The organism is Cellulomonas gelida, assembly GCF_006538725.1.
Classification (GTDB): Bacteria; Actinomycetota; Actinomycetes; order Actinomycetales; family Cellulomonadaceae; genus Cellulomonas; species Cellulomonas gelida.
This window is the reverse complement of sequence record NZ_BJLQ01000001.1, coordinates 1-19312: the sequence shown is the minus strand read 5'-3', so window position 1 is coordinate 19312 and position 19312 is coordinate 1. Positions and strand designations below refer to the sequence as shown.

At 72.3% G+C, this 19312-nt stretch carries 17 protein-coding genes; 6 read left to right on the top strand and 11 right to left on the bottom strand.

Going from position 1 to position 19312, the window contains the following annotated elements:
• Nucleotides 1–19: 19 nt before the first annotated feature.
• Nucleotides 20–982 carry a site-specific tyrosine recombinase XerD gene (locus CGE01nite_RS00085; protein ID WP_369796464.1) on the bottom strand — a complete coding sequence of 321 codons (963 nt, stop codon included), beginning with the start codon at nt 980–982 and terminating at the stop codon, nt 20–22.
• 16 nt (nt 983–998) lie between these two features.
• A complete protein-coding gene (locus CGE01nite_RS00080) occupies nt 999–1904 on the bottom strand; it encodes a heme o synthase (RefSeq protein WP_048341843.1) in 906 nt (301 codons plus the stop codon).
• A 655-nt stretch (nt 1905–2559) separates the two neighbouring features.
• Between CGE01nite_RS00080 and tkt the strand changes: the two genes are divergently transcribed.
• The 6 genes from tkt (at nt 2560) to CGE01nite_RS00050 (ending at nt 9921) form a co-directional block, all read left to right on the top strand.
• Nucleotides 2560–4728: a transketolase gene (tkt, locus tag CGE01nite_RS00075; RefSeq protein ID WP_141368263.1), complete on the top strand. Its 2169-nt coding sequence runs from the start codon at nt 2560–2562 to the stop codon at nt 4726–4728.
• A gap of 124 nt (nt 4729–4852) precedes the next feature.
• Complete coding sequence (tal, locus tag CGE01nite_RS00070; RefSeq protein WP_048341786.1) at nt 4853–5983, top strand: transaldolase; 1131 nt, start codon at nt 4853–4855, stop codon at nt 5981–5983.
• The gene (gene zwf, locus CGE01nite_RS00065) at nt 5980–7521 is read left to right on the top strand and encodes a glucose-6-phosphate dehydrogenase (protein ID WP_141368261.1); all 1542 of its coding nucleotides are present in this window, start codon (nt 5980–5982) and stop codon (nt 7519–7521) included. Before tal ends, zwf begins: the two co-directional genes overlap by 4 nt.
• The gene (locus CGE01nite_RS00060) at nt 7518–8441 is read left to right on the top strand and encodes a glucose-6-phosphate dehydrogenase assembly protein OpcA (protein ID WP_048341788.1); all 924 of its coding nucleotides are present in this window, start codon (nt 7518–7520) and stop codon (nt 8439–8441) included. The genes zwf and CGE01nite_RS00060 overlap by 4 nt, the downstream gene beginning before the upstream one ends.
• Nucleotides 8438–9217: a 6-phosphogluconolactonase gene (gene pgl, locus CGE01nite_RS00055; RefSeq protein WP_141368259.1), complete on the top strand. Its 780-nt coding sequence runs from the start codon at nt 8438–8440 to the stop codon at nt 9215–9217. The genes CGE01nite_RS00060 and pgl overlap by 4 nt, the downstream gene beginning before the upstream one ends.
• 23 nt (nt 9218–9240) lie before the next feature.
• Nucleotides 9241–9921 (top strand): O-methyltransferase, encoded by a 681-nt coding sequence (locus tag CGE01nite_RS00050; protein WP_307722622.1) that lies wholly within the window; start codon nt 9241–9243, stop codon nt 9919–9921.
• Nucleotides 9922–10017: 96 nt separating this feature from the next.
• Here the strand turns inward: CGE01nite_RS00050 and CGE01nite_RS00045 are convergent, their stop codons facing one another.
• From CGE01nite_RS00045 to uvrC, 9 genes are all read right to left on the bottom strand, one after another.
• A complete protein-coding gene (locus CGE01nite_RS00045) occupies nt 10018–10365 on the bottom strand; it encodes an RNA polymerase-binding protein RbpA (protein WP_048341791.1) in 348 nt (115 codons plus the stop codon).
• Between the two features lie 11 nt (nt 10366–10376).
• Nucleotides 10377–10622 (bottom strand): preprotein translocase subunit SecG, encoded by a 246-nt coding sequence (gene secG, locus CGE01nite_RS00040; protein WP_048341844.1) that lies wholly within the window; start codon nt 10620–10622, stop codon nt 10377–10379.
• A gap of 155 nt (nt 10623–10777) precedes the next feature.
• Nucleotides 10778–11572 carry a triose-phosphate isomerase gene (gene tpiA / locus CGE01nite_RS00035; protein WP_048341792.1) on the bottom strand — a complete coding sequence of 265 codons (795 nt, stop codon included), beginning with the start codon at nt 11570–11572 and terminating at the stop codon, nt 10778–10780.
• Between the two features lie 3 nt (nt 11573–11575).
• Entirely contained in the window at nt 11576–12775 is a 1200-nt protein-coding gene (locus CGE01nite_RS00030) for a phosphoglycerate kinase (RefSeq protein ID WP_141368257.1), read from the bottom strand.
• 117 nt (nt 12776–12892) lie between these two features.
• A complete protein-coding gene (gap, locus tag CGE01nite_RS00025; protein ID WP_048341794.1) occupies nt 12893–13897 on the bottom strand; it encodes a type I glyceraldehyde-3-phosphate dehydrogenase in 1005 nt (334 codons plus the stop codon).
• 306 nt (nt 13898–14203) lie between these two features.
• Nucleotides 14204–15184, bottom strand: coding sequence for a DNA-binding protein WhiA (gene whiA / locus CGE01nite_RS00020; protein WP_048341795.1), 981 nt, complete (start codon nt 15182–15184; stop codon nt 14204–14206).
• A 46-nt stretch (nt 15185–15230) separates the two neighbouring features.
• Nucleotides 15231–16268, bottom strand: a complete 1038-nt coding sequence (locus CGE01nite_RS00015) for a gluconeogenesis factor YvcK family protein (protein WP_141368255.1) — start codon at nt 16266–16268, stop codon at nt 15231–15233.
• A 26-nt stretch (nt 16269–16294) separates the two neighbouring features.
• A complete protein-coding gene (gene rapZ, locus CGE01nite_RS00010) occupies nt 16295–17239 on the bottom strand; it encodes an RNase adapter RapZ (protein ID WP_141368253.1) in 945 nt (314 codons plus the stop codon).
• Nucleotides 17236–19302 carry an excinuclease ABC subunit UvrC gene (gene uvrC, locus CGE01nite_RS00005; protein WP_141368251.1) on the bottom strand — a complete coding sequence of 689 codons (2067 nt, stop codon included), beginning with the start codon at nt 19300–19302 and terminating at the stop codon, nt 17236–17238. Before uvrC ends, rapZ begins: the two co-directional genes overlap by 4 nt.
• Nucleotides 19303–19312 lie beyond the last annotated feature (10 nt).

The following is a 19312-nucleotide window of genomic DNA, read 5'->3' as shown; positions in this document are numbered from 1 at the left end:
GCAGACCGGCCCGACACGATCACCTCGCGCGTGGATGGCTGAGCTGGTAGACCTCGCGCAGCGTGTCCGGCGTCACGAGCGTGTAGATCTGCGTCGTCGTCACCGACGCGTGCCCCAGCAGCTCCTGCACCACGCGCACGTCCGCGCCCCCGGCCAGCAGGTGCGTCGCGAACGAGTGACGCAGCGTGTGCGGCGACAGGTGGGCCCCGTTCCCCGTCGCTCCGCCGAGTCCGGCTCGCTCGGCGGCCGTGCGCAGCGCGGCCCACGCGCTCTGTCGCGAGAGCCGCGCGCCGCGCGTGTTGAGGAACACCGCGGGGGTCCCGCGTCCGCTCGCGGCGAGCGCCGGACGACCCCGCACGAGGTAGGCCTCGAGCGCCTCGATCGCGAACGAGCCCACCGGGACGACACGTTCCTTGCCGCCCTTGCCGAGCAGCCGCACCGCCGCGCGGCCGGGGGTGACGTCCACGTCGTCGACGTCGAGCCCGACCGCCTCGGAGATGCGCGCGCCCGTGGCGTAGAGCAGCTCGAGCAGCGCACGGTCGCGCAGCGGCGCGGGTCCGTCGCCGAGCCCGGCGGCGTCGATCAGCCGGCCCACCTCGTCGACCGAGATCGCCTTCGGGAGCCGACGCGGGGGCGCCGGGGGGCGCACGGCGTCCGCGGCGTCGTGGCTGGTGACGCCGTCGAGGACCCAGAACCGGTGCCAGCCACGCACCGCCACCACGGCTCGCGCGGCCGACGACGCCGAGAGCACGCTCCCGCCGTCGGCACCTGTCCGCACCGTGAGGAGGTAGTCCTCCACGTCCTGCGGGAGCACGTCGTCGGGCCGCTGCCGTCCGCGCGACCCGAGGTACGCGGCGTAGCGACCGAGGTCGCGGCGGTAGGCGGCGATGGTGTTGCGGGACAGCCCCCGCTCGACCGTGAGGTGCGCGAGGTAGTCCTCGAGCGCGCGCGCGAGCGGAGTGCCGGAGACCACCTGCGTCACCGTGCGACCGCCGAGGTCACAGAGGCAGGAACACGTCGACGGAGACGGCGACGGACAGGAGCGTGAGGTAGGTGATCGACGCGTGGAACACGCTCATGGCCCGCAGCTTGCCGCGCGCCGGGTCCTCCGCGCGGCGCAGCAGGCGCACGCACAGCACCAGGAACCACACCCCGAGCCCCGTGGCGACGACCGCGTACACCCAGGTCATGCCGGCCGCGGGGACGAGCAGCAGCGAGCACGCGATCATCGCGAGCGTGTAGCCGATCATCTCGCGAGCGACCTTGGTGTCCTTGGCGACCACCGGCAGCATCGGCACGCCCGCGGCTGCGTAGTCACGGCGGAACTTCATCGACAACGGCCAGTAGTGCGGTGGCGTCCAGAAGAACACGACGCCGAACAGCAGCACGGCGGGCCAGCCCACGCCGCCGGTCACCGCGGACCAGCCGATCAGGACCGGCATGCACCCCGCGGCGCCGCCCCACACGATGTTCTGCGGCGTGCGGCGCTTGAGGATCATCGTGTAGCCGACGACGTAGATGAGGATCGCGCCCGCGCACAGCAGCGACGAGACCGGGTTCACCAGGAACCACAGCCACGTCAGGCTCACGACGCCGAGCACGAGGCCGAACGTCAGCGCCGCGCGCGGGCCGATCTCGCCGGTGGCCGTCGGCCGCTTGCGCGTCCGGTTCATGACCCGGTCGATGTCGCGGTCGATGTAGCAGTTGAGGACGTTCGCCGAGCCCGCGGCCGTCGCGCCGCCGACGAGCGTCGCGAGCACCAGGCCGAGGCTCGGCCAGCCCTCCTGCGCGAGGATCATCGTCGGGATCGTCGTGACGAGCAGGAGCTCGATGACGCGGGGCTTGGTCAGCGTCACGTACCGCCCGACCGTGGCACGGGCCTGCGCGACGCGCCCGGCGGGCAGCGCGGGCGACGCAGCACCTCGTGGCGCGAGCCCGTGCGCGGTCAGCGCTGAACGCTGGTCCTGGTCGTCCCGGGCCGTGTCGTCGCGGGCCGTGTCGTCATGGACGGTGTCGTCGTGCGCCCTGTCCTGCGGACCCTCAGCCCGCGCGACCGCGGCGTCGCGACGACCGCCGGACCGGGCGACGTCGTCGTCAGCCGACCTGCCGTCGACGGACGAGGGGCTGGTGAGGCGCACGCGAGGCGGTTCCGTTCGTGTGGTCGGCCGGCCGGCGGTGGTGCCGATCGGAGGGCTGACGTCGACGGCCATGCTACGCCGCGCGCGGGACGAAAGGCCCGCCAGCGCGCCCGGCGGGACCTGTGAGATCGGTCGCGCGCCGCACATCGTCCGGCGTGGCCCCGTGAGAGTGGCCGGAGGCTGGTCACCGTCGCTCGACCTCTGCACGTGCGCTATAGGCTCGAGCGGCAACCGGCGTCCGTTCGCGCGCGACGTCGTCCGAGTGCCGCCCGACCCCGGACGGCGCCCTGACCAGACGAGCGCGTGCGCACCAGCCATGGACGGCCGTGCGCTCGCGAGAACCCTCGCGGGGCCGTGCAGCGATGCACGCCATGCAAGTCGGAACACGTCACCCGGCTCCCCCGGGTGGGAATGAGGTGCGGTGAACGCGAAGGCTCCCCTGGCCCAGTCGGTCGGCTGGACAGACCTGGACGTGAAGGCTGTCGACACGGTGCGCATCCTGGCGGCGGACTCGGTCGAGAAGGTCGGCAACGGTCATCCGGGGACGGCGATCAGCCTCGCCCCCGTGGCCTACCTCCTGTACCAGAACGTGCTCCGGCACGACCCGCGGGACACCCACTGGCTGGGTCGCGACCGCTTCGTGCTGTCGGCCGGGCACTCCTGCCTGACCCAGTACATCCAGCTGTACCTCGGCGGCTTCGGCCTCGAGCTCGAGGACCTGCAGGCGCTGCGCACGTGGGGCTCGAAGACCCCCGGGCACCCCGAGTACAAGCACACGGCGGGCGTGGAGATCACGACCGGCCCGCTCGGTCAGGGCCTTGCGTCCGCCGTCGGGTTCGCGATGGCCCAGCGCCGCGAGCGGCACCTGCTCGACCCTGAGGCCCCCGCGGGCACGAGCCCGTTCGACCACTACACCTACGTGATCGCCTCCGACGGCGACCTGCAGGAGGGCGTGACGAGCGAGGCCTCGTCCATCGCCGGCACGCAGGAGCTCGGCAACCTCATCGTCCTGTGGGACGACAACCACATCTCGATCGAGGGCGACACGCAGATCGCCTTCACCGAGGACGTGCTCGCGCGCTACGAGGCGTACGGCTGGCACGTCCAGTTCGTCGACTGGACGGCCGGTGGCGAGTACCGCGAGGACGTCGACGCGCTGCAGGCGGCGATCGACGCGGCCAAGGCCGTCACGGACAAGCCGTCCTTCATCGGCATCCGGACGCTCATCGCGTGGCCCACCCCGGGCAAGACCGACGACCACTCGTCGCACGGCTCGAAGCTCGGCACGGACTCGATCCGCGGCCTCAAGGAGCTGCTCGGCTTCGACCCGGACCAGACGTTCGAGGTCGCCCCCGAGGTGCTCGCCCACACGCGCGGGCTGGCGGACCGTGCCGCGACCGCGCGCGCCGCCTGGCAGGAGTCGTTCGACGCCTGGAAGGCGGCCCACCCGGACCGCGCCGCGCTCCTCGACCGGCTCGTCGCCCAGGAGCTGCCCGCCGGCTGGGAGGACTCCCTGCCGGTGTTCCCCGCGGGCAAGGCGGTCGCCACGCGCGCTGCTTCCGGTGAGGTGCTCTCGGCGATCGCCGACGAGCTGCCCGAGCTCTGGGGCGGCTCGGCCGACCTGGCCGGCTCGAACAACACCACGATGAAGGGCCAGCCGTCGTTCCTCCCGGCTCACCGCTCGACCCACGAGTTCGCGGGCGACGAGGGTGGCCGCACGCTGCACTTCGGCATCCGCGAGCACGGCATGGGCGCGATCCTGTCGGGCATCACGCTGCACGGCCTGACCCGCGCGTACGGCGGCACGTTCCTGCAGTTCGCCGACTACATGCGCGGCTCGGTCCGTCTGGCCTCCCTCATGGGCGTGCCGTCCATCTACGTGTGGACGCACGACTCGATCGGCCTCGGCGAGGACGGACCGACGCACCAGCCGGTCGAGCACCTCACCGCGCTGCGGGCCATCCCGGGCCTGTCGGTCGTCCGCCCGGCGGACGCCAACGAGACCGCGCAGGCGTGGAAGGCGATCCTCGAGCACCGCGACGGGCCGGTCGGCCTGATCCTCACGCGCCAGAACGTCCCGACGTTCCCGCGCGGCGAGGACGGCTTCGCGGGCGCCGAGGGCGTGGCGAAGGGTGCCTACGTGCTGCTCGAGGCGAGCACGGGCACGCCCGAGGTGATCCTCATCGGCACGGGCTCGGAGGTGCAGCTCGCCGTCGAGGCGCGCGAGACCCTCGAGGCCGCAGGCGTCCCGACGCGCGTCGTCTCGGCGCCGTCGCTCGAGTGGTTCGCGGCTCAGGACGAGGCGTACCGCGAGTCGGTGCTCCCGTCGTCGGTCCGGGCCCGTGTGTCGGTCGAGGCGGGCATCGCCCTGTCGTGGCACAAGATCGTCGGCGACGCCGGCCGGTCCATCTCGCTCGAGCACTTCGGTGCCTCGGCGGACTACCAGGTGCTCTACCGCGAGTTCGGCATCACCGCCGAGGCGGTCGTGGCGGCCGCGCACGAGTCGGTCGCCGCCGCGCGAGGCGACGCCGCGCCGTCGTCGTCGCAGGCCGCTCCGACGGCCACCGGTACCGGCGACCAGCAGGGCTGATCCGCTCAGGACGCGGGGCGCCACCTCCAGCAGGCGTCCCGCGTCCTCGCGGGTCAGGATGACGATGAGGTCGCGCGGCACGGTCGTGCCTGCGCGCAGCACGTTCATGAGGGAAGGAACCACCATGGCACCGAGCGGACCCCTCGCACGGCTCACGGAGGCGGGAGTGGCCGTCTGGCTCGACGACCTGTCACGTGAGCGGCTGCGTTCCGGGAGCCTCGCCGCGCTCGTGGAGCGCGGCGTGGTGGGAGTGACCACCAACCCGACGATCTTCGCCGCGGCGATCAGCCAGGGCGACGCCTACGACGAGCAGCTGCGCGACCTGGCCGCGCGCGGCGCGGACGTCGACCAGGCGGTCTTCACGATCACGACCGACGACGTGCGGGCGGCCGCCGACGTCCTGCGCCCGGTCTACGACCGCACCGACGGGCAGGACGGCCGGGTCTCGATCGAGGTCGACCCGCGCCTCGCCCACGAGACCGAGGCGACGATCTCGTCCGCCAAGGCGCTGTGGGCGACCGTGGACCGGCCCAACGTCTTCATCAAGATCCCGGCGACGCTCGAGGGGCTTCCCGCGATCACCGCGGTGCTCGCCGAGGGCATCAGCGTCAACGTCACGCTGATCTTCTCGCTCGAGCGCTACGCGGCCGTGCTCGACGCGTTCCTGGCGGGCCTCGAGCAGGCGCGCGCCAACGGTCACGACCTCGCTCCCGTCGCGTCGGTCGCGTCGTTCTTCGTCTCGCGCGTCGACACCGCGATCGACCCGCGGCTCGACGCGCTCGGGACGCCCGAGGCCGCCGAGCTGCGCGGCAAGGCCGCGATCGCCAACGCGCGTCTCGCCTACGGCGTGTACGAGGAGGTCGTCGCCGGCGAGCGCTGGCAGGCGCTGGCCGCCGCCGGTGCGCACCCGCAGCGCCCGCTGTGGGCGTCGACCGGCGTCAAGGACCCGACCTACCCGGACACGCTGTACGTCGACGAGCTCGTCGTCGCGGGCGTGGTGAACACGATGCCGGAGAAGACCCTCGACGCAGTGGCCGACCACGGCGGCGACGGGCACGACACCGTCACTGGGACCCAGGTCGCGTCCGCCACGCTGCTGGACCGGCTCGTCGCGCTCGGGATCGACGCGGAAGACGTCGCGCAGGAGCTCGAGGTCGAGGGCGTCGAGAAGTTCGCGGCGAGCTGGGACCAGCTGCTCGCCAAGGTCGCCGAGGGCCTGGGCGTGGCGGCCGAGCGTTCGGCGGAGGCCCAGTGAGCCTCGCCAAGGTCGCGAGCGGGGTCAACCCGCTGCGCGACCCCCGGGACCGTCGACTCCCCCGCATCGCGGGGCCGTGCGGGCTCGTGATCTTCGGCGTGACCGGCGACCTCGCACGCAAGAAGCTCATGCCCGCCGTGTACGACCTCACCAACCGCGGCCTGCTGCCGCCCGGCTTCGCGCTCACGGGGTTCGCGCGCCGCGACTGGGAGACGCAGGACTTCGCCCAGATCGTGCACGACTCCGTGAAGGAGAACGCCCGGACGCCGTTCCGGGAGGCCACCTGGCGTCAGCTCTCCGAGGGCATCCGGTTCGTCCAGGGCACGTTCGACGACGACGACGCCTTCGACCGCCTGCGGGACACGGTCGAGGAGCTCGACGTCTCACGCGGCACGGGCGGCAACCACGCGTTCTACCTGTCCGTGCCCCCCTCGTCGTTCCCCGTCGTGTGCGAGCAGCTCTCGCGCTCCGGGCTCTCCCAGCCGCAGGAGGGCCGCTGGCGCCGCGTCGTCATCGAGAAGCCGTTCGGACACGACCTGGCCAGCGCGCGTGAGCTCCAGAGCATCGTCTCGAGCGTGTTCCGGCCCGACGACATCTTCCGGATCGACCACTACCTGGGCAAGGAGACGGTGCAGAACCTGCTGGCGCTGCGCTTCGCCAACCAGCTGTTCGAGCCGATCTGGAACGCGAACTACGTCGACCACGTCCAGATCACCATGGCCGAGGACATCGGCATCGGCGGACGTGCCGGGTACTACGACGGCATCGGCGCGGCGCGCGACGTCATCCAGAACCACCTGCTGCAGCTCCTCGCGCTCACCGCGATGGAGGAGCCGGTGTCGTTCGACGCCGCGGCGCTGCGCGCCGAGAAGGAGAAGGTCCTGTCGGCCGTGCGCGTGCCGCGCGACATCGGCCGGCACACCGCCCGCGGCCAGTACACGGCGGGCTGGCAGGGCGGTGAGCAGGTCGTCGGCTTCCTTGAGGAGGAGGGCTTCAACCCCCACTCGACCACCGAGACGTACGCCGCGATCCGCGTCGACATCGACACGCGTCGCTGGGCCGGCGTGCCGTTCTACCTGCGCACCGGCAAGCGTCTCGGCAAGCGGGTCACCGAGATCGCGGTGGTGTTCAAGAAGGCGCCCCACCTGCCGTTCGAGTCGACGGCCACCGAAGAGCTGGGCAAGAACGCCCTGGTCATCCGCGTGCAGCCCGACGAGGGCGTGACGCTGCGGTTCGGCGCCAAGGTGCCGGGCACGCAGATGGAGGTCCGTGACGTCACGATGGACTTCGGCTACGGCCACGCGTTCACCGAGGCGTCGCCCGAGGCGTACGAACGGCTGATCCTCGACGTGCTGCTCGGCGACCCGCCGCTCTTCCCGCAGAACACCGAGGTCGAGCTCTCCTGGGAGATCCTCGACCCGATCATCGAGTACTGGGCCAAGCGGGGAAAGCCCGACGAGTACCGCGCGGGCACGTGGGGCCCGCGCTCGGCCGACGACATGATGGCCCGCGACGGGCGCGCCTGGAGGCTGCCGTGATCATCGAGATGCCGGGGACGACGACGCGGGCGGTCGCCAAGCGGCTGCTCACCGAACGCGACGAGGGCGGTGCCGTCGCCCTCGGGCGCGTGCTGACGCTCATCGTCGACACCGGGGACCACGACCCCGAGCACGCGATCGCGGCCGCCAACGACGCGAGCCGCGAGCACCCGTGCCGGGTGATCCTCATCACGTCGCAGCCGAGTGCCAAGCCCAGCGGTGAGGGCCTCGACGCCCAGATCCGGCTCGGCGGTGACGCGGGTGCGAGCGAGGTCATCATCCTGCGCCCGCTCGGGGAGCTCACGGAGCACCTCGACACGCTCGTCATGCCGCTCCTGCTGCCCGACGCCCCGATCGTCGCCTGGTGGCCGTACGAGCCGCCCGCCGTGCCGTCCGAGCACCCGCTCGGCCGGATGGCGCAGCGCCGCATCACCGACTCCGTCCGCTCGTCGGACCCGGGCGCGTGGCTGCGACGGCTCGCGGAGTCGTACCAGGAGGGCGACACGGACCTCGCGTGGACCCGGGCCACGCTGTGGCGCGGCCTGATCGCGGCGACCCTCGAGCAGCCCCCGTACGAGCCGGTGCGTCGAGCGGTGGTCTCCGGGCAGGCCACGCACACGTCCGTCGACATGGTCGCGGCGTGGCTCGCGCAGGCGCTGCGCTGCCCCGTCGAGGTGGAGCGCATCCCGGACGCGCCCGCCATCGTCCAGGTCAAGCTCGAGCGGTCGTCGGGCGACATCGTGCTGGGGCGTCCCGACGGGAAGACCGCCGCGCTGCACCAGCCTGGGCAGCCGGAGCACCGCATCGCCCTGCCGATCCGGCACCTGCGCGAGTGCCTCGCCGAGGAGCTGCGACGCCTCGACCCCGACGAGGTCTACGGCGAGGTGCTCACCAAGGGCCTTGCCAGGATCCCGGCATGACCGGGCGCGTCGTGCGCGACGTCGTCGTCCACCCGGACGCGACGCTGCTCGCCGAGGCCACCGCCGCACGACTGCTCGTCACGCTGGTCGACCTGCAGTCGCACCGCGCTCCCCTGCACGTCGTGCTCACCGGCGGGACCGTGGGGATCACGACGCTCGCCGCGGTGACGGCCTCGCCGGTACGGGACGCCGTGGACTGGTCGCAGGTCCACCTGTGGTGGGGCGACGAGCGGTTCCTGCCCGACGGCGATCCCGACCGCAACGAGACCCAGGCGCGCGAGGCGCTGGTGACGGCGCTCGGCGACGCGCTCCCGGCGGACAACGTGCACCCGGTGCCCGCGCTCGACGCCGACGTCCCGACGCCCGAGGACGCGGCGGCCGCGTACGCCGACGTGCTGGCCCGCCACGCCGACGACGGCGACCAGGTGCCGCGCTTCGACGTGCTGCTGCTGGGGATGGGCCCGGACGGCCACGTCGCGTCGCTGTTCCCGGAGCACGAGGCGCTGCAGGCCGCGGGAGTCGCCACGGTCGCGGTGCATGGCTCCCCCAAGCCGCCGCCGCTGCGCGTCTCCCTCACGTTCGACGCGATCCACGCGGCGCGCGAGGTGTGGGTGGTCGCAGCCGGGGCCGAGAAGGCCGCCGCCGTCGCGTCCGCGCTGGCGGCGGCTCCCGTCGCGACGACACCCGCCGCCGGGGCGATCGGGACCGAGCGCACGCTGTGGCTCCTCGACGCCGCGGCCTCCGGCGACCTGCCCGCAGGCGGTGCCACCGCCTGACCGACCTCCGAGAGGATGCAGCCGTGACGGACCTGACCGACCCGGAGGCACTCTGGTCGCAGGTGGACGCCTACTTCGGCGTCCTCGCGCCCGAGGACGTTCACCTCGTCGCGACCCGCGCCCGTGCGCACGCCGCCGGCCTGCCGGACATCGCGGTCGCGCCCAACCAGGGCAAGTTCCTGCAGCTGCTCGCGAGCGTCGTCGGTGCGCGGCGGATCCTCGAGATCGGCACCCTCGGCGGATACAGCACGCTGTGGCTCGCACGGGCCCTGCCGTCCAGTGGGCGCCTGGTCACGCTCGAGCTCGATCCGGCCCACGCCGCGGCCGCGCGCGAGTCGCTCGCGGAGGCGGGTGTCAGCGACCGCGTGGACGTCGTCGTGGGTCCGGCCTCCGAGTCGCTCGCGACCCTGGCCCGCGCGGGAGTCGACGCTTTCGACCTGGTGTTCATCGACGCGGACAAGCAGCAGCTCGCGCTGTACGTCGACCTGTCGCTCGCACTGGCACGCCCGGGCACGCTCGTCGTCGTCGACAACGTGGTGCGTGCGGGCGCAGTCGTCGATGCTGCGCACCCCGACGACCGCGTCCAGGGCGTGCGGCACATGGTCGACCTGCTGACGGACCATCCGCGGCTCGACGGGACCGTGATCCAGACGGTCGGGGTCAAGGGGTACGACGGGTTCGCGCTGCTGCGCGTCACCTCCTGACCCCGTGTGCACGCCTCTCCCCCGTGACCTCGGCCCGGACACGACGAAGGGCCCCCGCGGTGACGCAGGGACCCTTCGGTCGAGCTTGAGCTGAGATCAGCGGCCGCGACGCGCGCGCAGCGCCGCCAGTGCCTCGTCCAGGATCGCCGCGCCGTCCTCGTCGGACCGGCGCTCCTTCACGTACGCGAGGTGCGTCTTGTACGGCTCGTTGCGCACGGGAGCAGGAGGGTTCTCCTGGTCCTGACCCGCGGGGAACCCGCACCGGGGGCAGTCCCACGTCGTGGGTGCCTCCTCGGCCGCCTCCTCGGCGAAGCTCGGGCGCGTCTCGTGGCCGTTCGCGCACCAGTAGGAGATCCAGATCCGCGGAGCGGCGTCGCCGCGCTCCGCCTCGCCCATCGGGCCTGCGCCGACTCGGGAGCCCCGGATCGCGTTACCGCTCGCCATGGTCGCCTGCCTCAGCCGTCGTAGCGCTCGATCAGACCGAGCACCACGATCACGCCGGCCCACGCGAGCGCGACACCGACGGTGATCCGGTTGAGGTTCCGCTCGGCGACGCCGGAGCTGCCGGCACTCGACGTGATGCCACCGCCGAACATGTCGGACAGGCCGCCGCCCTTGCCCTTGTGGAGGAGCACCAGCGGCACCAGGAGCGCACTGGTCAGCACCAGGAGCACCTGCATCGAGATCTTCAGGGCGGTCACGTCGGTGTCGTTCCTCACTAGCGAGCGGGGCCGCCCGCGCAACGACGCGCGGGCCGGGTACAGGGTAGGCGACGAATCGCACCGGAAGCCACATCGACGCCCCGGTGAGAGCCCTGCGTGAGACAGGGCCCGCACCGGGGCGTCGGTGGCGGAGGTCAGAGCCCGACTGCGTGCGCCTGATAGCGCACGATCTTGGCGAACTCCTCGGGGTCGAGGCTCGCGCCACCGACCAGGGCGCCGTCCACGTCCGGCTTCGCCATGATCGAGGCGACGTTGGACGACTTCACGGACCCGCCGTACAGCACGCGGACCGCGTCGGCGGTCGGCTGGTCGTACAGCTCGGCGATGCGCACGCGGATCGCCTCGCACAGCTCCTGGGCGTCCTCCGGCGTGGCGGTCTCGCCCGTGCCGATCGCCCAGACCGGCTCGTACGCCACGACGACGTCGCGGACCTGCTCGGCCGTGAGGCCGGCGAGCCCGCCGTCGAGCTGCGCCAGCGTGACCGGGACCTGCTCACCGGCCTTGCGGACCTCGAGCTTCTCACCGACGCACAGGATGGGCTTCAGGCCCGCCCCGAGCGCGCTCTTCACCTTGGCGTTCACGAGCTCGTCGGACTCCGCGTGGTACTCGCGGCGCTCCGAGTGGCCGATGACCGCGTACGTGACACCGAGCTTGGTCAGGAACGCCGGAGCGATCTCGCCCGTGTACGCGCCGGACTCGTGCGCCGAGACGTCCTGCGCGCCGTACACGATCTCGAGCTTGTCCGCGTCGACCAGCGTCTGCACGCTGCGCAGGTCGGTGAACGGCGGGATGACCGCGACCTCGACCGTGGCGTAGTCGTGCTTGCCGTCCTTGAGCGTCCACGCGAGCTTCTGGAGCGTCTGGATCGCCTGCTGGTGGTCCAGGTTCATCTTCCAGTTGCCCGCCATCAGCGGGGTGCGCTGGGCCATGTGTCAGTCCTCCAGGACAGCGATGCCGGGGAGGGTCTTGCCCTCCAGGAACTCGAGGCTCGCGCCGCCACCGGTCGAGATGTGGCCGAACTTCGCCTCGTCGAAACCGAGCGTGCGCACGGCCGCGGCCGAGTCGCCGCCGCCGACGATCGTGAAGCCACCGTGGGCTCCGGCGTCGATCAGCGCCTGCGCGACGGCCTTGGTGCCGCCCGCGAACGCCTCGAACTCGAACACGCCCGCGGGACCGTTCCAGACGACCGTCTTCGCGTCGACGATCTTCGAGGCGAAGAGCTTCTCCGACTCGGGACCGATGTCGAGGCCGATCTGACCGTCCGGGATCGCGTCCGCAGGCACGACCGAGGCGGGCGAGTCCGCCTTGAACTCGGCGGCGACGCGGATGTCGACCGGCAGGACGATCTCGACGCCGGCCTCCTCGGCCTGCGTCAGGTAGCCCTTGACCGTCTCGACCTGGTCCTGCTCGAGCAGCGAGTTGCCGACCGAGTAGCCCTTGGCCGCGAGGAAGGTGAAGAGCATCCCGCCACCGATGATCAGGCGGTCCGCCTTGGTCAGCAGGTTCGAGATGACGCCGAGCTTGTCGGAGACCTTCGAGCCGCCGAGAACCACGACGTACGGGCGCTGCGGGTGCTCGGTCGCCTTCTTCAGCGACTCGACCTCGTTCAGCACGAGCTTGCCGACCGCGTGGGGCAGCTTGAGCGCGACGTCGTAGACCGACGCCTGCTTGCGGTGCACGACGCCGAAGCCGTCCGACACGAACGCGTCGGCGAGGGCGGCGAGGTCGTCGGCGAGCGCGCCGCGCTCGGCGTCGTCCTTGCTCGTCTCGCGCGGGTCGAAGCGGATGTTCTCCAGCAGGGCGATCTCGCCGTCCTGGAGGGCAGCGACGGTCGCCTGCGCGGACTCGCCGACGGTGTCCTTCGCGAGCGTCACGGGCTTGCCGAGCAGCTCGGACAGCCGCGTCGCGACGGGCGCGAGCGAGTACTTGTCCTCGGGGGCGCCCTTCGGGCGGCCGAGGTGGGCGGTGACGACGACGCGGGCACCGGCGTCGAGCAGCGCGGTGAGCGTCGGGAGAGCCGCGCGCACGCGGCCGTCGTCGGTGATCGTCGTGCCGTCGAGCGGCACGTTGAAGTCGGAGCGGACGAGCACGCGCTTGCCGCGCAGGTCGCCGAGGTCCTCGATGGTCTTCATGAATCCTTCTCCGGGGGCGGACAGGTGGCCGGAACGACAGCGTCCGCGTGCGCCGGGGCCGGTGGCCAGGGCGCACGCGGACGCATGACGTGCTTTACCGAGTGATCGGTGCGATCGTCAGAGACGCTCGCCCACGTACGTGGTGAGCGCGACGAGGCTGTTCGAGTAGCCCCACTCGTTGTCGTACCAGGAGACGACCTTGACCTGGTCGCCGATGACCTTCGTCAGCTTCGAGTCGAAGATGCTCTGGTGCGGGTCGGTGACGATGTCGCTCGAGACGATCTCGTCCTCGACGTAGGACAGGACGCCCTTGAGGGGGCCCTCGGCAGCGGCCTTGACCGCGGCGTTGACCTCGTCGACCGTGACCTCACGCGAAGCCGTGAAGGTCAGGTCCGTCGCCGAGCCGGTGATCGTCGGCACGCGGAGCGCGAAGCCGTCGAGCTTGCCCTTGAGCTCCGGGAGCACGAGCGCCACGGCCTTGGCCGCACCGGTCGACGTCGGGACGATGTTCTGCGCGGCGGCGCGGGCGCGACGCAGGTCGCGGTGCGGGCCGTCCTGCAGGTTCTGGTCACCCGTGTAGGCGTGGATCGTGGTCATGAGACCACGCTCGATGCCGATCGCGTCGTTGAGCGCCTTGGCCAGCGGGGCCAGGCAGTTCGTCGTGCAGGACGCGTTCGAGATGATGTGCTGCGTCGCCGCGTCGTACTGCTCGTGGTTGACGCCGACGACGAACGTGCCGTCCTCGTTCTTGGCGGGCGCCGAGATGATGACCTTCTTGGCGCCGGCGTCGATGTGCGCCTTCGCCTTGGTCGCGTCGGTGAAGAAGCCCGTCGACTCGATGACGATGTCCGCGCCGAGCTCGGCCCACGGCAGGTTCGCCGGGTCGCGCTCCTCGAGGGCACGGATCTTCTTGCCGTCGACGATGATGTTGTCGTCGTCGAAGTCCACGCTCAGCGGGAAACGGCCCAGGACCGTGTCGTACTTGAGCAGGTGCGCGAGCGTCTTGTTGTCCGTGAGGTCGTTGACCCCGACGATCTCGATGTCCGCGCCCGACGCCACGATGGCCCGGTAGAAGTTCCGACCGATACGACCGAAGCCGTTGATGCCGACCTTGATGGTCACGTGCCCTCCTCGGCAGCGCCGACGGGGTCGGCGCACAATTGGTGGTGGGTTCCCGCACGCCGATGTGCGTCCCTCACGCCAGCGGGTGCCTCGCTGACCTCGTCATGCCGGCCCGGTTCAGACCAGACCCGCACATGCCCAGCGCGTGACACCCGTGTGACGATCGGATGTCCCGAGCCTATACCCCTTTGCCTCTGCGACCCGCTTCGAAGGTCCCAGGCCGGACATGCGTCCACGTGGTGGGATGCCGCGCCGACGTGCGGGTTCTCCGCACGAACACGCGGATCCGGACGAGCCCGGACCGCGCTACAGATCGAGCAGGTCGGGCGAGAGGCCCGCCTCGGTGTCCGGGATCCCGAGCTCGCTCGCGCGCTTGTCGGCAGTCGCCAGCAGGCGGCGGATCCGGCCCGCCACGGCGTCCTTCGTCAGCGGCGGGTCGGCCAGCTTGCCGAGCTCCTCGAGCGAGGCGTCCTTGTGCGCGAGCCGGAGCTGGCCGGCCTCGCGCAGGTGGTCCGGCAGGTCGTCGCCGAGGATCTCGAACGCACGGTCGACACGTGCGCCCGCGGCCACCGCCGCACGCGCGGACCGGCGCAGGTTCGCGTCGTCGAAGTTCGCGAGGCGGTTCGCGGTCCCCCGGACCTCGCGCCGCACACGCCGCTCCTCCCAGACGAGCATGGCCTCGTGCGCGCCGAGCCGCGTGAGCATCGCGCCGATCGCGTCGCCGTCCCGGATCACGACGCGGTCGACGCCGCGCACCTCACGCGCCTTGGCAGGGATCCCCATCCGGCGTGCCGCGCCGACGAGCGCGAGCGCCGCCTCCGGTCCCGGGCACGTGATCTCGAGCGACGACGAGCGCCCCGGCTCGGTCAGCGAGCCGTGCGCGAGGAACGCACCGCGCCACGCGGCCTCCGCCTCGGCGATCCCGCCGGCCACCACCTGCGGCGGCAAACCCCGCACCGGGCGACCGCGGTTGTCGAGCAGCCCCGTCTGACGCGCGAGCGACTCGCCGTCCTTGACCACGCGCACCACGTAGTGGCTCCCCCGGCGCAGCCCGCCGCCGGAGACCACGATGATCTCGCTCTCGTGCCCGTAGACCTCGGCGACCGCCTGGCGCAGCCGCCGCGCGGCGATCGCCGTGTCGAGCTCGGCCTCGATGACGATCCTGCCGGAGATGATGTGCAGCCCACCGGCGAACCTCAAGGTCGCAGCCACCTCTGCCTTGCGGCAGGAGGTCTTGTCGATCTGGAGTCGGGCGAGCTCGTCCTTCACCTGTGCCGTCAACGCCATGGGCGTCATCCTGCCATTCGCGGCGGGCCCCGGTGGCCGGTTGGGCTCAGCGACCGCCGCGGCCCGCACGCGGTCCGACGTCGCCCAGGACACCCTCGACGACGTCGCGCAGCGCCGCTGCCAGCCGCAGCGGGTCGTGGCGCGCCGTCCCGTCGGAGCGGCCGACCTGGCGCAGGAGGAGACGGGCATCACGTGCAGCGCAGTGCGCCGCGAGCCGCTCCGTGTCCTCGACGGCGATCGGGTCGGCGACGACGGCGTACACCTCCAGCTCGGGCGCGTGGTCGTGCAGCACGGCGAGGTAGTCCTCGGCGTGCATGCCCGCGGTCTCGCCCTGCTCCTCGGGCGACAGGTTCAGCACGACGACGACGCGCGCGGACCCACGTGCGAGCGCGGCCCGCAGCTCGGGGATCAGCAGGTGCGGGAGCACGGACGTGTACCAGGAGCCGGGCCCGAGCACGACCCAGTCGGCCTGCTCGATCGCCGCCACCGCGTGCGGGCAGGCGGGCGGGTCGGACGGCACGAGCCGCACGTGCGAGATCGGGTCGGTCGTGCGCGCGACCGCGCTCTGCCCCCGCACGGTCACGCGCCGGCCGTCGCCGCGGCGGACGTCGGCCTCGATCAGCAGCGGCACCTCGGTCATGGGCAGCACGCGCCCGCGCGCACCGAGCAGGCGCCCGACCCAGTCGAGCCCCGCGACAGGGTCGCCGAGCAGCTCCCACAACGTGACGATCAGGAGGTTGCCGAGCGCGTGCTGGTCGAGCGGTCCCGACGTGTGGAACCGGTGCTGCAGCACGTCACGCCAGGTGCGGCCCCAGTCCGAGTCGTCGCACAGCGCGGCCAGTGCCATGCGCAGGTCACCCGGCGGCAGCACGGACAGCTCGTCGCGCAGCCGGCCCGACGAGCCGCCGTCGTCCGCGACCGTGACCACGGCCGTGATCTGGTCCGTCATGAGCCGCAGCGCCGACAGGGTGGCTGACAGCCCGTGCCCGCCACCGATCGCGACGACCGACGGACCCCGTCGCACGCCGCGCGGCAAGGCGTCCGGGACCGGCCCGACACCCCCTGCGGGCGTCGGCGCCCACATCGACGGCGGCTCCGTGCTCGCGGGGATCACTCCTTGCCGAGGTCGCGGGCCGCGACGGTGACACGGTGACCCGCGTCGCGCAGCCGCGCGGCGATGGCCTCGCTGATGGCCACCGAGCGGTGCTTGCCGCCCGTGCAGCCGACCGCGATCGTCACGTACCGCTTCTCCTCGCTCAGGTACCCGGCCAGCACGGGCTCGAGCGCGTCGACGTACCGCACGACGAACGTCGCGGCGCCCGGCAGGCCGAGCACGTAGTCCCGCACCGGTGCGTCGCGGCCGGTGAGGTGACGCAGCTCCGTCACCCAGTACGGGTTCGCCAGGAAGCGCACGTCGACCACGTGGTCGGCGTCGAGCGGGATGCCGTACTTGAAGCCGAACGACGTCACGTTGACGCGCAGGTGCTCGTCGGCGTCGCCCGCGACGAGCGAGCGCACCTGGCGGGCGAGGTCGTGGACGTTGAGGTCGGAGGTGTCGATGACGTTGTCGGCACGCTCACGGATGTCCGAGAGCACCTGGCGCTCCTCGACGATGCCGTCCAGCAGCGTGCCGTCACCCTGCAGCGGGTGAGGCCGACGCACCTGCTCGTAACGCCGCACGAGCACCTCGTCGGACGCGTCCAGGAACAGGATCCGGTACTCCACGCCGGCGGCCCGCAGCCCGCCGAGCACCCGCGCGAGGTCCGCGAAGAAGCCGTGGCCCCGCACGTCGATCACCGCAGCGACACGGGTGGCACGCGCGTCGGGCGGGCCGCTGGTCAGCATGCCGACCAGGTGGGTGAGCATCTGCGCGGGCAGGTTGTCGACGACGTACCAGTCGAGGTCCTCCAGGACGGCCGCGGCGCGCGTGCGACCCGCCCCGGACATGCCCGTGATGATCAGGACCTGCGGCTGGTGCAGGCGGGGGTGCTCCGTCGCCGCGTCGATCGCTGGGATGCCGGCGGGAACCGTGGTGGGGGAGGGCTCGTCGGTCATGTCCCCAGCATGCCAGCGGACTGCGCGACGGCGTCGGGTGCGGGGTCGACCGGCGGGTCGTCGTGGGCCGGTGCGGGCTCGGCGACCTCGCTCGGCTCAACGGACGCCGCGTCGGCGGGGAGCAGGGCGGCCACGACCGCTGCCGCGGTGCGCTCCCCCATCCCCGGCACCGTCGCGATCTCCTCGACGCTCGCCGCTCGCAGCCGCTTGACCGAGCCGAAGTGCCGCAGCAGCGCCTTCTGCCGCGCCGGGCCCAGCCCGGGGACGTCGTCGAGCACCGAGGCCGTCATCCCCTTGCTGCGGCGCTTGCGGTGCGCGTTGATCGCGAAACGGTGCGCCTCGTCGCGGACGCGCTGCAGCAGGTACAGACCCTCCGAGCTCCGCTGCAGGATGACCGGGTAGTCGTCTCCCGGCAGCCAGACCTCCTCGAGCCGCTTCGCGAGCCCGCACAGCGCGACGTCGTCGATCCCGAGCTCGGCCAGCGCCGCGGCCGCGGCGGCGACCTGCGGCGGCCCGCCGTCCACGACGACGAGGTTGGGCGGGTAGGCGAACCGGCGTGGCTTGCCCGTGCTCTCGTCGATCGGGCCGGACACCAGTGGCTCGTCGTCGTCGGCTCCGTCGCCGAGCTCGACGTCGCTCGCCTCGGAGCGCTCGGCGAGGTAGCGCCGGAACCTGCGGGTGATCACCTCGTGCATCGCAGCCGTGTCGTCGGCGGCGCCCTCGCCGCGCGGACCCCGGACGCTGAACAGGCGGTACTCGCTCTTGCGCGCCAGCCCGTCCTCGAACACGACCATCGACGCGGACTGGAACGTGCCCTGGTTGTGCGACACGTCGTAGCACTCGATCCGCAGCGGGGCGCTGGGCAGGCCGAGGGCCTCCTGGATCTCGCGCAGCGCCTGGCTGCGCGACGTCAGGTCACCGGCGCGACGCGTGCGGTGCAGCACGAGCGCGTGCTCAGCGTTCTTGAGGACCGTCTGCGCCAGCTCGCGCTTGTCCCCGCGCTGCGGCACCCGGACCCGGACGCGCGAACCGCGGATCCCGGACAGCCAGGACTCCACCTGCTCGACGTCGGTCGGGAGCACCGGGACGAGCACCTCGCGCGGCACGGCGCTCCCGTCGGAGTCCTCCTCGGTCCCGTAGACCTGCTGCAGCAGGTGCTCGACGAGCTCCGCGTCGGTGAGGTTCTCGATCTTCTCCACGACCCAGCCCCGCTGCCCACGGATCCGACCGTCGCGGACGTGGAAGACCTGGACCGCGGCCTCGAGCTCGTCACCGGCCAGACCGAAGACGTCCGCGTCCGTCCCGTCGGGGAGCACGACGGCGTTGCGCTCGGTGGCTCGTCGCAGCGTCGCGATGTCGTCCCGCAGGCGCGCGGCCTGCTCGTAGTCGAGCTCGGCCGCAGCCTCCTGCATCCGACGCGTGAGCCGGCGCTCGAACCGTGACGTGTCCCCCGCCATGAAGTCGCAGAACTCCTCGGCGAGGCGGTGGTGGTCCTCGGGCGAGATCCGGCCGACGCACGGCGCCGAGCACTTGTCGATGTACCCGAGCAGGCACGGGCGCCCTTGCTGCGCGGCACGCTTGAACACCCCCGCCGAGCACGTGCGCACGGGGAACACCCGCAGCAGCAGGTCGACCGTCTCCCGGATGGCCCAGGCGTGCGCGTACGGACCGAAGTACCGGGTGCCCTTGCGCTTCGCGCCGCGCATGACCTGGACGCGCGGGAACTGCTCGGCCAGTGTCACGGCCAGGTACGGGTACGACTTGTCGTCGCGGTACTTGACGTTGAACCGCGGGTCGAACTCCTTGATCCACGAGTACTCGAGCGCGAGGGCCTCGACCTCGGTGCCGACCACGGTCCATTGCACGGAGGACGCGGTGGTGACCATCGTCTGCGTGCGCGGGTGCAGCCCGGCGACGTCCTGGAAGTACGACGACAGTCGCGACCGCAGGCTCTTCGCCTTGCCGACGTAGATCACGCGGCCGTCGGCGTCCCGGAACCGGTACACGCCCGGCGCGTCCGGGATCTCGCCCGGGGCGGGTCGGTACGTCGCGGGATCGGCCATGCTCCGAGCC